At 60.0% G+C, this 12,713-nt stretch carries 18 protein-coding genes and 1 other RNA gene; 12 read left to right on the top strand and 7 right to left on the bottom strand.

All coding sequences use genetic code 11. The features are described from left to right. The first annotated feature begins 12 nt into the window (after positions 1 to 12). The 12 genes from ACZM8Y_RS11335 to ACZM8Y_RS11280 all read left to right on the top strand — a co-directional run bounded on the left by ACZM8Y_RS11335 (position 13) and on the right by ACZM8Y_RS11280 (position 6,038). Entirely contained in the window at positions 13 to 1,839 is a 1,827-nt protein-coding gene (locus tag ACZM8Y_RS11335) for a hypothetical protein (protein ID WP_459613028.1), read from the top strand. After that, positions 1,830 to 2,984: an AAA family ATPase gene (locus ACZM8Y_RS11330; RefSeq protein ID WP_347864967.1), complete on the top strand. Its 1,155-nt coding sequence runs from the start codon at positions 1,830 to 1,832 to the stop codon at positions 2,982 to 2,984. Before ACZM8Y_RS11335 ends, ACZM8Y_RS11330 begins: the two co-directional genes overlap by 10 nt. A 10-nt stretch (positions 2,985 to 2,994) precedes the next feature. After that, a complete protein-coding gene (locus ACZM8Y_RS11325) occupies positions 2,995 to 3,171 on the top strand; it encodes a hypothetical protein (protein ID WP_347864968.1) in 177 nt (58 codons plus the stop codon). 12 nt (positions 3,172 to 3,183) lie between these two features. Next, complete coding sequence (locus ACZM8Y_RS11320; RefSeq protein ID WP_489501737.1) at positions 3,184 to 3,840, top strand: host-nuclease inhibitor Gam family protein; 657 nt, start codon at positions 3,184 to 3,186, stop codon at positions 3,838 to 3,840. Continuing rightward, positions 3,837 to 4,286, top strand: coding sequence for a phage protein GemA/Gp16 family protein (locus ACZM8Y_RS11315; RefSeq protein WP_347864971.1), 450 nt, complete (start codon positions 3,837 to 3,839; stop codon positions 4,284 to 4,286). Before ACZM8Y_RS11320 ends, ACZM8Y_RS11315 begins: the two co-directional genes overlap by 4 nt. A gap of 17 nt (positions 4,287 to 4,303) precedes the next feature. Then, a complete protein-coding gene (locus tag ACZM8Y_RS11310) occupies positions 4,304 to 4,597 on the top strand; it encodes an HU family DNA-binding protein (RefSeq protein WP_347864972.1) in 294 nt (97 codons plus the stop codon). Then, positions 4,590 to 4,730, top strand: coding sequence for a hypothetical protein (locus tag ACZM8Y_RS11305; protein ID WP_347864973.1), 141 nt, complete (start codon positions 4,590 to 4,592; stop codon positions 4,728 to 4,730). Before ACZM8Y_RS11310 ends, ACZM8Y_RS11305 begins: the two co-directional genes overlap by 8 nt. A 2-nt stretch (positions 4,731 to 4,732) precedes the next feature. Further along, a complete protein-coding gene (locus ACZM8Y_RS11300) occupies positions 4,733 to 5,032 on the top strand; it encodes a hypothetical protein (RefSeq protein ID WP_347864974.1) in 300 nt (99 codons plus the stop codon). Then, positions 5,031 to 5,097, top strand: an RNA gene (locus ACZM8Y_RS11295) — hammerhead ribozyme type II. The genes ACZM8Y_RS11300 and ACZM8Y_RS11295 overlap by 2 nt, the downstream gene beginning before the upstream one ends. Before the next feature lie 11 nt (positions 5,098 to 5,108). Further along, a complete protein-coding gene (locus ACZM8Y_RS11290) occupies positions 5,109 to 5,531 on the top strand; it encodes an ASCH domain-containing protein (protein WP_347864975.1) in 423 nt (140 codons plus the stop codon). After that, positions 5,522 to 5,731 carry a hypothetical protein gene (locus ACZM8Y_RS11285; protein WP_347864976.1) on the top strand — a complete coding sequence of 70 codons (210 nt, stop codon included), beginning with the start codon at positions 5,522 to 5,524 and terminating at the stop codon, positions 5,729 to 5,731. The genes ACZM8Y_RS11290 and ACZM8Y_RS11285 overlap by 10 nt, the downstream gene beginning before the upstream one ends. After that, positions 5,724 to 6,038: a hypothetical protein gene (locus ACZM8Y_RS11280; protein ID WP_347864977.1), complete on the top strand. Its 315-nt coding sequence runs from the start codon at positions 5,724 to 5,726 to the stop codon at positions 6,036 to 6,038. The genes ACZM8Y_RS11285 and ACZM8Y_RS11280 overlap by 8 nt, the downstream gene beginning before the upstream one ends. A 141-nt stretch (positions 6,039 to 6,179) precedes the next feature. Here ACZM8Y_RS11280 and ACZM8Y_RS11275 read toward each other — a convergent pair whose 3' ends face one another. From ACZM8Y_RS11275 to ACZM8Y_RS11245, 7 genes are all read right to left on the bottom strand, one after another. Next, positions 6,180 to 7,292: a phage head morphogenesis protein gene (locus ACZM8Y_RS11275; RefSeq protein ID WP_489501735.1), complete on the bottom strand. Its 1,113-nt coding sequence runs from the start codon at positions 7,290 to 7,292 to the stop codon at positions 6,180 to 6,182. Next, complete coding sequence (locus ACZM8Y_RS11270; protein WP_479858774.1) at positions 7,279 to 8,850, bottom strand: DUF935 domain-containing protein; 1,572 nt, start codon at positions 8,848 to 8,850, stop codon at positions 7,279 to 7,281. The genes ACZM8Y_RS11275 and ACZM8Y_RS11270 overlap by 14 nt, the downstream gene beginning before the upstream one ends. Further along, positions 8,850 to 10,214 (bottom strand): phage terminase large subunit family protein, encoded by a 1,365-nt coding sequence (locus ACZM8Y_RS11265; RefSeq protein WP_489501734.1) that lies wholly within the window; start codon positions 10,212 to 10,214, stop codon positions 8,850 to 8,852. The genes ACZM8Y_RS11270 and ACZM8Y_RS11265 overlap by 1 nt, the downstream gene beginning before the upstream one ends. Beyond that, positions 10,177 to 10,488 (bottom strand): hypothetical protein, encoded by a 312-nt coding sequence (locus ACZM8Y_RS11260; protein WP_482334681.1) that lies wholly within the window; start codon positions 10,486 to 10,488, stop codon positions 10,177 to 10,179. Before ACZM8Y_RS11260 ends, ACZM8Y_RS11265 begins: the two co-directional genes overlap by 38 nt. Positions 10,489 to 10,544: 56 nt before the next feature. Further along, positions 10,545 to 11,597, bottom strand: coding sequence for a DNA cytosine methyltransferase (locus tag ACZM8Y_RS11255; RefSeq protein ID WP_487480278.1), 1,053 nt, complete (start codon positions 11,595 to 11,597; stop codon positions 10,545 to 10,547). 25 nt (positions 11,598 to 11,622) lie between these two features. Then, the gene (locus ACZM8Y_RS11250; protein ID WP_482334677.1) at positions 11,623 to 12,123 is read right to left on the bottom strand and encodes a ParB N-terminal domain-containing protein; all 501 of its coding nucleotides are present in this window, start codon (positions 12,121 to 12,123) and stop codon (positions 11,623 to 11,625) included. A 379-nt stretch (positions 12,124 to 12,502) separates the two neighbouring features. After that, the coding region (locus ACZM8Y_RS11245) for a hypothetical protein (protein ID WP_489501733.1) at positions 12,503 to 12,713 on the bottom strand (211 nt) is incomplete at its 5' end.

Here is a 12,713-nt window from a genome sequence, read left to right as displayed (position 1 = left end):
AGGCGGGCGGATATGGCTTCTTCACTTTCACCGGGACAGCGGCAGCTCGTGATCGAGACGGCGCGGCGACTTCAGGCGGCCGCCCTCTGTTCCGGGGAGCGTGGCGACATGGTGAAGAACATGGCTTCCGCGCTCGGAGTCTCGGTTCAAACCGGGTACAGGTATCTTGAACGGTACGCGGCATGGGCCAGCGGGAAGAAGCCGCGGCGGGACAAGGGCGAAACATGCGTGCCGGAAAGCCTGTGCCGCAAGATAGCCGAACTCATGCTGTTCCCGCGCGCAAACGGCAAGCAAATCATGACGCTGAAACTTGCCGTCACTATCGCAAAAAGCAGCGGGGAAGGCATTGCCGACCCCGAAACGGGGGAAATCACCATGCCCTCAGTCGAAACCATAAGCCGGGCAATGCGGCAATACGGCTGCCACCCGGAACAGCTCAGGAAGGGAAAACCCACGGGGCGCGTCCGTTCCCTGCATCCTAATCATACCTGGCTGCTGGACGCCTCGGTGTGCATTCTGTACCGCATACGCGGCACAAAGCGCGTCGTCTTTCTGGACGAGCGTTCCTACAACGCGAAGAAACCGAAAAACCTTGCTGAAATCGGCAACCGGCGCATTGTGCGCTATGTCGTTGTCGACCATACCTCCAACGCCTTTTATGTCAGGTACGAGCAGGCCGCGGGCGAAACCGCCGAGGGCGTCCTGCGTACCCTGATAGAGTTCATTGCCGACCGCGGCCACCATGACCCGGCGCACGGACTGCCGTCCATCCTTTACACGGACCCCGGCCCGGCCAATACCGCGTCGCTGATAACGAACTTCTGCGAACAACTGGACATCCGGCTTATTCACCACGCGCCCGGCGCGGCAAACGCTACAGGCGCGGTCGAAGTCCACCAGGACATTATTGAAAAGCAGTTTGAAAGCCGCCTGCGCTTTATTGACGTGCCGGACGTGGCCTATCTGCAAAGCGAGGCGGACCGCTGGCGGCGGCACTTCTGCGCACGGGCCGAACATTCCCGACTGAAGACGACGCGCAACAACGCATGGCTGACCATCCGGGAAGAGCAACTGCGCACGGTTCCGCGGGACGTGCTGGAAGCCATTGCCCAATGGAAGACGGAACGCCGGAACGTGGGAACCGACTTTGTTATTTCCGTGAACACGCACACGAGCCACGGCGTCCGCAGTTATGACCTGCGGGAACTGGCCTACCACGGCCTGAGTGCAAGGGAATCCGTGCGGGTGCTGCTGAACCCGTTCAAGGCCCCGGAAATTGTCGCCGTGATGGATATGCCGGACGGTACGGAAAAGCGGTTCAATATCGCCCCGATGGAAACGGACCAGTACAATCAGGACTTGTCCGCTCCGGTGTTCGGCGAATGTTACAGGGCCATGCCGAAGACTCACTCGGAAAAGGTTCTGGAAGAAATCAAAAAGCAGGCTTACGGCGTGGACTCCGCGGAAGAGGCGGAACGCCTGCACAATGCGGGCAAGCGGCCGTCATCGGTCACAAATATTATGGCCGACGTGAAAGAAGCGCCCCTGTATCTCGGCAGGACGGGGCAGCCCGTCAAGCTGGCCGCGCCCACGGCGGAACCCATGCCCATGTCGCGCGTCGCGTTCGCGGTCATGATGAAACGCGAACACCCGGACGTCTGGAACGATGCGAACGCCGCGGCCTGCATGGAATGGCTTTCCACCCGCTACCCGGATTCCGTACCGGGGAAGGAAATTGAAAACGTGGTCGCCCGCATGTGCGAGAAGTTCATGCCCCGGCGCGCCTCCGTGCTGACCTTCATCCCCGCCGAAGGCGAAAGGAGAACGGCATGTCAATAAAGGAACTCCTTTCCGATTTCGCTCCTTCACGCCGGAAGCTGGCGGAAGAGCTCGGCATATCCCCGGCGGCGCTCAGTCAGCTTTTGAACCACGGGACGCTCCCTAAAAGGCGCTGGCCGGAAATCCGGGAAGCCATGCTTTCCCTCGCGGCCGCCCACGGCAAGGCGGAAAGCGACATGGAAACGGCTCTGAAGGAATTGGAACAGAAACCGGAATCCGCCCCGGAAGAAACGGCGGAACAGGAGGAACCTATGATTCTTCGCAAGCAAACGCTCACCATGCAAGCCCGGCAGACGTTCGGGCTGGTGCGCAATCCCTTTGCCGACCCGGAAACATCCGCCGACGTGTTCATGTCTCCCGATATCCGTTTTGCCCGTGAAACGCTGTATCAGGCGGCGACCGGAAGCGGTTTTCTCGCCCTGGTCGGGGAATCCGGCTCCGGCAAGTCAACGCTCAAGGACGAGCTTGTCACGCGCATACATGACGAAAACCTGCCCGTCATCATCATTGAACCTTACACCCTGGCAATGGCCGCCAATGAGTCCCAGGGCAAGCCGCTGCGTTCCTCGCACATTGCCGAGGCCATTATCAGCACGGTGCAGCCGGGGGCAAAGATTCCTTCAAGCCCGGAAATGCGGTTCCGCCGCCTGCATGAAATCCTGAAGGCCAGCCACACGGCGGGGATGCGGCACTGCCTGATTATTGAGGAAGCGCACGACCTGCACAGGCACACGCTCAAGTCTTTGAAGCGTTTTCACGAACTGAAGGACGGCCTGGCCCGCCTGCTTTCCATCATCCTGATAGGCCAGACCGAGCTTGAAAAGAAGCTCCGCGTCACGGATGCCAGCGTCCGCGAAGTCGTGCAGCGGTGCGACGTGGTTCACTTATCCGCCATAGCAGACCCCGGCGCGTACCTTCGCCACCGTTTCGAGCACGCGGGGGCGGATTTCAATGCGGCCTTCAGCCCGGACGGTATTGAAGAAATCCGCGTAAATCTCACCGTGTCGCCCGATAGTCGGGGGGACGGCATTTATATGGGCTATCCGCTCATGATTGCGAACCTTGCCACGGCCGCGCTGAACCTTGCGGCCAGCGTGGGGGAAAAGCAGGTCACGGCGGATGTTGTGCGCATGGTGCGGCAATAGGAGGTGTAACATGACAGACCGGGAATTTGTTGAACTGGTGCGCAGGATGCGGCTTGCTCAGAATACATATCTGCTGATTCGTGCGCCGTCCGACCTGAACAGGGCGAAAGCCCTTGAACGCGAGGTCGACGAGGAGTTGAAGCGCCGGGAAATGGCGGAAGCGCCGAAACAGGCAACATTCTTTTGAAAGGAGGCAGCCATGCGGAGCTCCATCACAATTAGGATGAAAAACGGCAGAGTAACGGGAATCAATCTGAACGGCAAGGCGGCAAACAATTTTTTCAAAGCACTTCAAGAAGCCCAGGAGGGAGAAAATGGCAAGCGAGCGAAACCGGTTCTGAATATTCCGACCGTCCACAACTTGAACGAGGCGGACGCCATGCTGGCACGAGTCAAGGCGCGTGAGCGTGAGCTTGCTCTGCTTGAACTTGGAATGAAGGAAGACATTGACGCCCTGAAGCTGAAATGCGCTGAACAGGCGGAGCCTATTCTGGAAGACCTTGAAATCATGCGTCAGGCCCTTACCCGCTTCGGTGAAGCAAACAAGGCCGAACTATTCAGCAAGAAACGCTCCATAACGCTGAATTTTGGCGTTATCGGGTTCAGATTGACGCCGCCCACTCCCAAGCCGCTGAAGAAAATCACTTGGGAACAGGTGCTCGGCATTTTGAAGAACTCTGAAGACCCGGAACTGGCCGCCTGCGTCCGTACAAAGCAGGAGGTCGACAAAATGGCCTTGCGTGAGCTTTCCCCGGAAAAGCTCGCTCAGGCCGGGTGCAGGCTGGAACAGGTGGACGAGTTCTTTTGCGATACCCGCGACGAAGCCCTCGCCGCGGCTGAAGGGGGGGCGCAATGACCATAAACACCAGCGGACTTGTCAAGGCCATACAGACAGGCCGCCGCAAGCTCGGCATGTCTGACGAGGATTACCGCGCCCTGCTGGAAGGCGTCAGCGGCAAGACGTCAACAAAAGAACTCAACGCCTACCAGCTAAAGGAAGTCCTCCGGCGGATGCGCGAGGCAGGATTTCATACCGCGACAGACCCCCAGCTTCGGAAAATCAAAAGCCTGTGGTTCAGCATGTACGACGAGGGAATTGTCAAAAGCAAGACTGAACAGGCCGTTTCCGCTTATATCCGGCGGATAACGAAAAAGAGCGCCAATGCCTGCGGAGTGAAAGACCTCCAGCGCGTTATCGAAACGCTGAAACAATGGATTGACCGTCTGGATGACCCCGACATACAGGAACGCCTCCGCAGAGAGTTTGTCACCATGCCGGCAGCTTCGCCGCTTCCTCAATAATATGAAAGGAGAACATCATGGACAAGACCGAGTTTATCAAACAGGCAACGGAAACAGTCAAGGAAGAGCATAACCGCCCGCTTAGGATTGTTGACATGGAAAAGGCCCTGCAAGCGTTCTGCTCCGTAGCCGCCGCTGAACTGCTTGCTGGTGGGGAGGTTTCTCTGCCCGGCTTGGGCAAATTGAAGGTGAAGGAAACCAACGCCCGCACCGGGCGCAATCCAAGAACCGGGGAAGCAATCGAGATTCCCGCGGGCAGGAAGGTTGTTTTCTCACCCGGAAAGGACTTCAAGGAGGCCCTGCATGGATAAGGACACAATAGACGAGGCCGCCCTGGTCATGCTGATTGAAAACCACTGGCAGGAGTTTGTCGAACTCTCCGGCGGTGAAGAATCGGCGGAAATGACCGTGCGGGCGCTGCAAGACGCCGCTGGCATGGGTTAGTTATGGATAAGGCCGTTGATATGTGGCTTGGCATATTCACGCTTTGCGGAGGGCTTTCCGGTATCGGTTTCGTACTTGCGAACCTTTTGAACTGCAAAGCCGCCGGATATGTGTCGGCTGGGCTGGCGATGATTGGCGTCACGTTCGGGGCTGTCCTGTTCGGAGCCGTTGGCATCCTTCACTCTCTGGAAGGCTGCGAAGTACGGCATATCAGGGACGGACGCGAGGAAATCATTATCGAGCTTCGGCTCGGCCCGTTCAGCTACCGCCGCAGTCTGCCTTTTATAGAAGAACACAACTAAGCGAAACGGCCCCTCGCGGGGCCGTCGCCGGGGCGTGGCGGCTCCGGCCTGATGAGCAGCCGAAAGGAAAACGTCCATGCTTACCCATTTGAAGAGGCCGCGGTCTTTCCCCAAATATGCAATATCCATTCGCCAGCCCTGGGCAGAATTGATTTTGCGCCGGGAAAAGTCTGCGGAATTTCGTTTATGGCGGCTCCCGGAAAGATACTGGAATCAATGGTTGTGGCTGCACACTCCGGTCGCTATGGGCAGAAAAGAAAAGGAAGCGGCCAGCCGGATTTTCGGCCCGCTGACTCTTCCTCTTGGTGGCTTCATTGGGCGGGTCAGGTTCGGCCGCCCTTTGTGGGATAAAACCCCGAACGAAGGAAAACCATATATCGCCTGGCCGTGCTGCTGGTATTGGCCCGTAACGGGAGCCGAAAGAACCGCCTTCACTCCCGCCAAGGGGAAGCAGCGAATCTTTGCCGTAGAACTGTTCGGAGACGAAAAATGGGACTGAATCGCTTTTTTCCAGCCCATAGCAACGCGGGTATTCCGGCCATAAAAGACCGCCGGGACGGGCGGCTTGTCTGCATCGTCTTCAAGGATAAGAAGAAGCCCGAAGCGGCAGAGCATATTCTGCGTATCTGCTGCGATGCGCTCAACGCCGAAAACCGCAAATACATCACAGGTCACAAGGAAGGAGGTAAGGATGCCTGAGACCAGAACCCCATTTTGGAGCGCGCAAGACGAAGCGGAATATATCAGGCAGGAACAGCAAAGAATCAAGAAAATGCGGGATGCGGCCTTCAGTGCTGGCTTTGATGCCGGGGCCGCCTGGGGCATCTCTCGCGGAATACGGGAAATGGCTCGGATTTTTGAGAAGACGGCAGGCTCCTGGAATGGCTTTCCACCTGACCTGGTCAAGTCGTTTGCGGCGTCCATGACAGAGCTTGCACCGGAAATCGAGAAGATAATCATAACCGGGGCGAAGAAGGCCAGGGCCGAAGCCGCCGCGGTAAGGTAAGAGGGGAGAAGGAAAAAGAGGGGGAGGCAATCCCCCTCTTTCTGTTACATATTCGTCAATGAAATTACAGATTCCCCAAAACTATATCCCATGAAATCCCAAGTTATCACGTTTTTCTATTCCCACTTATCACGACATTGGTCAATTTTGCCTGTCCCAATAGATGCCCTCAGGTTCGACCAGCAGACTTGGCAGACGCTTCCACACGTCCGGCGGCAAGGGATCGACCTTGGCCGATCGCAGGGCGTGCGTGAGATCGGCGTCGGAAATGGAAATGGCCGCCGTCGTCGGGATTAAGCCCTTTCCTTCCAAAAAACGCAGCACGTCGTCTGCAAATGCGCCCACCACGCGGCGCTCGCCCGTGGTCCTGAAATCCCCGACCGCCACCCGCGCCGCAATGCCTTCGAGCCAGCCGCCAAGCTCCCGCTCGACCTGCGGGAAGGCAAAGGCCAGTTCCGCCACCGCCGCCGCGCCGACCTCGGCGGGGAGCGTGACGAGCTTATCCATAGCGAGTTTGGCAAGCTGCGCCGCCCGGTCGGTATTCCCCGGATTGTAGGCCCACCCCGGATCGATGCCGTCGGGGACTTCAATCACATCCCCGGTAGCCGGGTTGATCCACGTCACCGTGCCTCCGTCTTCCGGGGCGCCGCTCACCTTCCAGCCATACCGCCGCATGTCGTCCAAAGACACGCTCATGGCGTCGCAACGGCACTTCCAGCCGTTCGGGGGGTAGTGCGTCCTCCACCACGGATGGTCGATCGGCAAAATAGTCCCGTGCCAGCGGCGGTGCTGCGGCCTGATCCTGCTGTCGAGGATCCCCGTGTAACGCAAATACGGGAAGGCGTCCTTGACCGCTTGCTGCTGCTCCCAACGCCCCTCGGCAAAGGACACGCTCATATTCGTGTCGAATATGGTCTCCAGCCGCCGGACGCTGCCGAGCCGCACCGTGTGCCGTTCCCCAGTCTTCGGGTCAACGGCGGTAGTGTCGCCCCACCAACCTTTTTTCTGCAACACGGGGATGAGCCCGCGCTTGAAGTCGTCGAACGTCCTGCCGCGTTCCATCGCGTCCACAAGCGCGGTATGGATGTCCTTTACGATGTCGAACCCGGCGGAACGCGCCACGGTAAACCCGGCCTGATGCTGCTCCTGCCAAACGGACGCCCAATGCTCCGAGGGAAAGAGGTTCGTGCCGCGCCGCCTGAGCGCCCTGACCGCCTCGTCGAACGGGATGGAAGGGAAACTACGCCCTTCCATTGCCGCCGCCCTTCACGCGCTGATCGAACATGGCGAAAGAAAGGGAACGGGCCAGCGGCGCCGCGTCCTGTTCCTTCAGGACGCCGGGAAGCCCGGCAAGGAAATCTTCGTAGGACGAGCACCGCGCGGCAAGCGCGAGGATTGGATTGACCAACGGCGACACCAGCGGCTCCCATCCGTCCAGTTCTTCCTGCACGGCAAGGCTGATCGGATCCGGCGCGGGGGTGGGCTGCGGAGACTGGACGGCTTGAGCGGCCTTGTGTGGCGCAGGAGGAACGGGCGGCAGACCATCAGGGAGTTCAGGTGAAGACGGTACGGATGGCTTCATCCCGATAACCTCGGCACCCTTTGCGGGTTCGGGTACGCCGAGCCTGTCACGGATGACGGATACCTCCACCAAGTTCGGGGCGACGGCGGCGAGCTTCACGATGTTGTCCACCAACGCGCTCACATCCTCTTTTTTCTCGCGGGCGACCTTGAGGTAGGGATACCGCTTGCGGGGGCCAAGGTTCAGGTCGACGAGGGGTCGCACCAAATCGCGGTTGAGCGTCGCGGAGAGCTGCGCGGCGTCCGACGCCTCGATGTCTTCCCTGACCTTCTCGTGGGCGTTCGCCGTGCCGACGTGCTGGCCCACGTCCGTGGTCCCCGTCTGGCCCAGCACGATCTTGGAAATCTGCTTATCGAAATAAGAAGCCATGCCCTCGAACACGGTCACGTTCCCACGCACGTCCGTGGACTGGAACTCGATCTGCATGTTCGCGGGGATGATCGCCGCCGCATCCTGCGCGATGTTACGGACGGCTCGGAGGAGCTTTTCCTTCTCGTCCGGCGTGGCGTGGGCATCATACCGCCCGAGCCGCAGCGGGAAGCCGAAGACCTGCGCGAACTGCACCCACGACTTGATGCCAAAATTCTTGAAGAGATAGTACCACGCCACAGGCCGGGCGAGTCCTCCCCGGATGGGGAGCCCGCTCTTGCTCTTGTGGACGTGGGTGATGAACTTCGCGGGTGCGAGCGGTTCCGGAAGGCCGTTTTCGCCCTTGAGCCGGAGCGTCACGCCGTCCAGACGGTCGAACTCAAACCACCGGGGATCTCGCCAGAGGATCGAGGAAGGATACCACGCCTTCCCTTCCGTATCCCACAGGATTTCACAGGCGGAAAAGCCCTTGCCCACGGCGTCGAGGATATCCTGCATGGCGTTGGCGAGGACGCCCGTGCTCAGGAAGTCGCGCACGAGGTCGGCCGCCTTCACGTCCTCGGCGGCATCGGACGCCGCCTCAACCGTCACGGGGAGGCCCGACACCTGCAACTTGCGCGTGGAAAGGACCGAACGGTAATGGAGATCCTTCTCTTCCATCTCCTCGGCAAGCTCAAGATAGGCCACGGCGTCGCCCTGCTCGGCGGCAAGCAGCAACGCGGCAAGACGGCGCGGAGAAAGGTTCTGCGCCGGATGCCCGGACAGGATTTGCCGAACCCCCGTCACCGTGGGTGCGGCGATCTCTTCCACAAGCCTCGTTTTATCTATCGGGTTCCCGTCGGCATCATACAGCATCGGCATTACCATGCTCCTCTTGCATCGTCGTCATCGTCCATCCCGTAAAAGTCGTCCCGTGCGCCCGCCGGAGTATAGCCATACTCAAATCCGGGGGAACTCGACGCGGAGACGGCAAGGAAACAGGCCCATGTCCGGTCGGCGTGCCCGTCCGAATCCGAGTCAGCGACGAACCGAGGGGCTCCCGTCGGCCCGCTCACCTTCCTCAGCTTATGAAGATCGGCCCGGAGCGCCTGCACGCCCATGGGGATGCGTATCTTGCGCTCCTCGAAAGCCGCCTTGCCGAGCGTGGCCAAGGCCAGCTTGTTCGTCGCCGTGAACAGCACGCCCTCGACGCAAGATGCGCCGTGGCGCCGCTGCGCGTCTTCAAGCGGCTTCTCACCCATGCCCGTCTGGTCCATGCAGCAACGAGCCACATTGTACCGGGCGAATACGTCGTCAAGGATTGCATCCTGTTCCGCAAACGTCGCCCCCCGGCGCTCGACGATTTCCCGCGTCCAGAGCACGTCGCCCACCTTTTCCAGAACCCAAATGACGAACAGGTCACGCCGCCGTCCGATGTCCACCCCAATGAAGCACGGCCCACCACAGGAATGGGAAGGCTTCCCCGCCTCATCGTCCTCGGCATCGGTAATGAGCGAAAAAGGAAGCCATGCCGTGGACTCGTCCAGCCATTGGAGTTCATACTCCTGCGCCCATGTGTCGGGGTCGCCGCAGCCTTCCCTCAGTTCGTCGACATTGCGATCCAGCCCCTGCGAAACGGCTTGGTAAATATCCACGACATGCCGGGACCAAAGATCACCTTCTTTCCCGGTCATGAGCTCGTAGAATCGGTTCCCCTTGCCGTTCGGCGTGGAAACGATGCGGAGTTTCAAACCGCTTTTCGAGACGACGGGGAAAAGGGCCTTCCAGATCTTCTTGCTGTCCCGATGGAAAGCGAACTCGTCGAGAAGCAGGTTGGCGGAAAAGCCGCGTGCGGTATCCGGGTTCGCGGGGAGCGCCGTCACGCGGGAGCCGCCCCGGAAGGCGACTTCCATAGCCTTGCATTCCGTGCGTTCGCCAAGCCTGAACCCCGAAGGGAGGCCACGGAAAGCAACGTCCAGCGCACGGAGATGGAGCCCGACGCCCTCCTCAATGGCTTCCCGCGCCTGACGCTCTCCGCGAGACAGGATAAGCCAGCGCGTACGGCGCCCTTCCATTTCCGCCCGGATCATATCGAGCACGATTTCAAGCGTCGCCACGAACGTCTTGCCGGACTGCCGGGAAAACATGCCGATCTTGAAACGGGAATCGTCCTCAAGCCAGCGGGCCTGATAGGGCAGGAGGATCGGCCTACTTCTCACCGCGATAGACCGCCATGACAGCTTCAAAGTCCCGCTGTGCGTCCGGCCCGCCCTCTCCCAATGAAGGCTCCACTTTCTGCGTTTCCTTCCAGCCCATGCGGACCTTGGCCCAAAAGATGAGGGCGGTGGTGTCGCCGGATATCGCCTTATCGAAAAGCCGCTTGCCGATCTTGGCGTTGGCGACCGCCCTGCCCTGCGCCAATTCATGGCTGTACAGGCGCTGCATCGTCTCCACGCACATGCCGATGGTCGCGGCAATGTCCTCGTGGGGGACGCCGTACTGTGACATGGACTGCACCACTCCGGCTTCCTTGGGGCTGTATGCCTTTTGAGGCCTTCCCCGTGGGGCTTTCTTCTCTACAGGCGGCATAGGATTTCCCTCTCTATCGTCTTTGCGATATGGCCCATCATCACGGGCGGGACCATGCGCCCGAGGCGCTCCCACTGCTGGGCATACGTCCCCGTCAGGATGAAGTCGTCGGGAATGGACATGATCCGCCGCAATTCCGGGATGGTGAACTTCCGATCTTCGAGCGGGTGGCTGTTCCCACAGGCGGAAGGGTTCCCGTTCATCTGGCAAACCGTCCCGCAGGGGGCGTAGAGGCTCTCCCGTCGCAGGTTGAAGTAGGAACCGTTCATCACTGAGGCACCCGTCAACGGCTTGTACGGGTCACGCGGAAGCAGGGAAAGCACCTTCCCCCATTTGTAGCGGCGCCCGTCCTCAAGCAGTCGGGCGACCTCCTGCGGATCGTTCTCCAAGCCCTCGAACGCATCCCGCAGCGTGTACACATAGGGGAGAGGCTTCGGGTAGACGGGTTCCCGGTTCAGATCCTCGCGGACACCGATGAAGATCAGCCGCTCCCGGCTCTGCGGGACACCGAGGTTCTGCGCATTGAGTACCGCGGCCTTCACGCGGTAACCGCATTCCTTGAGGGCGCGCAGGATGAGCTTGAAGTACCCCTTGGCCGTCCCGATAGTAAGCCCCTTGACGTTCTCCGCGACGAACACCTTGGGCCGGAGCCCCTTGAGCAGCCGCGTGTACTCGAAAAAGAGATCATCCACGCGCTGCGCCCTGTCGCTGTAGGGGTGGGGCTTACCCCACCCCTTTTCGCGCTTGCCGCAGACGGAGAACGCGCAGCACGGCGGGGATCCATCGAAGAGGTCTATCTCTCCGGTCCGCTTGCCGACGATTTCAAGGATGCTCTCCGGCGTGACCTGCCGGATGTCCCGCGCGTCCAGAGAGACGCCGGGATGGTTGAGCCGATAGGTCTTCTGCGCTTCCGGGATGAACTCCGAGGCGTACAGGACGCGATACCCCGCCATCCGATAGCCGAGGCAGCTTCCCCCGCCGCCGGAAAAGGTCGAAACGACGGAAAACCCGTTGCCGGGCACCTCCTCAATCTCCCGCATGAGGGGAACACGGTACGGGGGTTTGCTACCACTCATAGCCGCACTTCGGGCACTGGTGGGAGGTCTTGATCCCCTCATCAAATTCGGGGAACGATTCGGGAACGGCGGGCGGCTCAGGCTCGGCGGCGTCCTTCAGGATATCGTCGAGTTCCAAAAGCTCATGCCCGGTCAGCAGCAGGTCATAATCCAGTTCCTTGAGGTCTTCGAGTTCGAGCTTGAGCAAGCCGTCATCCCATGCCGCCCACTCCGCCGACTTGTTGGCCATGATGCGGAACGCCTTCACCTGCACGTCGGTCAGGTCGTCCACAAGGGCAACGGGCACCTCGGACAAGCCGAGCATGAGGGCCGCTTTTAACCGCAAATGCCCGTCAACGACGCTGCCGTCGGACTTGGCGACAATGGGGATACGGAATCCGAACTCCCGGATACTCGCCGCCATCTTCCCGACCTGCTCGTCATTTTTGCGGGGGTTCCGGGCGTAGGGAACCAGACGCTCCACAGGCCACATTTCGACAATCAGATCCATTTTGATAACTCCGAAAAATCGTTCCAGGCCTCACCATGCCACGCCGAGACTAGAGGGAACACCCTGAACGACTTCTACGGAGTACAGCCTGATTCCCCTCACGGAGTACAGCCTGATTCCCCTCTTTGCTTTCTCGGAGCAATCAATGTATGGAGAAAAAAGTTCAAGGAGCGTTTAGTGTCTTCCCCACACATGTGGGGGTGTTTCTCGGTCGGGGGTTTCAGCAGACGTATCTCGAAGGTCTTCCCCACACATGTGGGGGTGTTTCCAGTCCGCGCAGCCAGTAACCGAAAGCGATAAGGTCTTCCCCACACGCGTGGGGTGTACAACAAAGCCCCCTTCCTCAGTTGGGGGCTCTCTCTTTTCTGTTCCCGGCAGCTCACATCGGGCCGATCAGCTTCATGATGAGCGCACCGAGGCTGCCTGCCGCCGCAGCCACGCCGGCAAGCACGGACAGTCCCCCGGCGCGTTTGTTCTCCGCCGCTTCAAGTGCCGAAATACGGACATCCTGCCCGGCGATGCGTTTGCCGTGATCCTTGAGCTGCGTAATCACGATGTCGTCGAGGCGCTGGTTGGTGCCCGCGACTTCG

The organism is Bilophila sp., from assembly GCF_057864385.1.
Note: the sequence above shows the minus strand (reverse complement) of the source record. Positions and strands in the feature narration are given on the sequence as shown.

Coding starts and splice junctions, on each gene's coding strand:
- ACZM8Y_RS11335 (WP_459613028.1), top strand. CDS start 13: ATGGCTTCTTCACTTTCACCGGGACAGCGGCAGCTCGTGATCGAGACG.
- ACZM8Y_RS11330 (WP_347864967.1), top strand. CDS start 1,830: ATGTCAATAAAGGAACTCCTTTCCGATTTCGCTCCTTCACGCCGGAAG.
- ACZM8Y_RS11325 (WP_347864968.1), top strand. CDS start 2,995: ATGACAGACCGGGAATTTGTTGAACTGGTGCGCAGGATGCGGCTTGCT.
- ACZM8Y_RS11320 (WP_489501737.1), top strand. CDS start 3,184: ATGCGGAGCTCCATCACAATTAGGATGAAAAACGGCAGAGTAACGGGA.
- ACZM8Y_RS11315 (WP_347864971.1), top strand. CDS start 3,837: ATGACCATAAACACCAGCGGACTTGTCAAGGCCATACAGACAGGCCGC.
- ACZM8Y_RS11310 (WP_347864972.1), top strand. CDS start 4,304: ATGGACAAGACCGAGTTTATCAAACAGGCAACGGAAACAGTCAAGGAA.
- ACZM8Y_RS11305 (WP_347864973.1), top strand. CDS start 4,590: ATGGATAAGGACACAATAGACGAGGCCGCCCTGGTCATGCTGATTGAA.
- ACZM8Y_RS11300 (WP_347864974.1), top strand. CDS start 4,733: ATGGATAAGGCCGTTGATATGTGGCTTGGCATATTCACGCTTTGCGGA.
- ACZM8Y_RS11290 (WP_347864975.1), top strand. CDS start 5,109: ATGCTTACCCATTTGAAGAGGCCGCGGTCTTTCCCCAAATATGCAATA.
- ACZM8Y_RS11285 (WP_347864976.1), top strand. CDS start 5,522: ATGGGACTGAATCGCTTTTTTCCAGCCCATAGCAACGCGGGTATTCCG.
- ACZM8Y_RS11280 (WP_347864977.1), top strand. CDS start 5,724: ATGCCTGAGACCAGAACCCCATTTTGGAGCGCGCAAGACGAAGCGGAA.
- ACZM8Y_RS11275 (WP_489501735.1), bottom strand. CDS start 7,292: ATGGAAGGGCGTAGTTTCCCTTCCATCCCGTTCGACGAGGCGGTCAGG.
- ACZM8Y_RS11270 (WP_479858774.1), bottom strand. CDS start 8,850: ATGCCGATGCTGTATGATGCCGACGGGAACCCGATAGATAAAACGAGG.
- ACZM8Y_RS11255 (WP_487480278.1), bottom strand. CDS start 11,597: ATGCGGGAGATTGAGGAGGTGCCCGGCAACGGGTTTTCCGTCGTTTCG.
- ACZM8Y_RS11250 (WP_482334677.1), bottom strand. CDS start 12,123: ATGGATCTGATTGTCGAAATGTGGCCTGTGGAGCGTCTGGTTCCCTAC.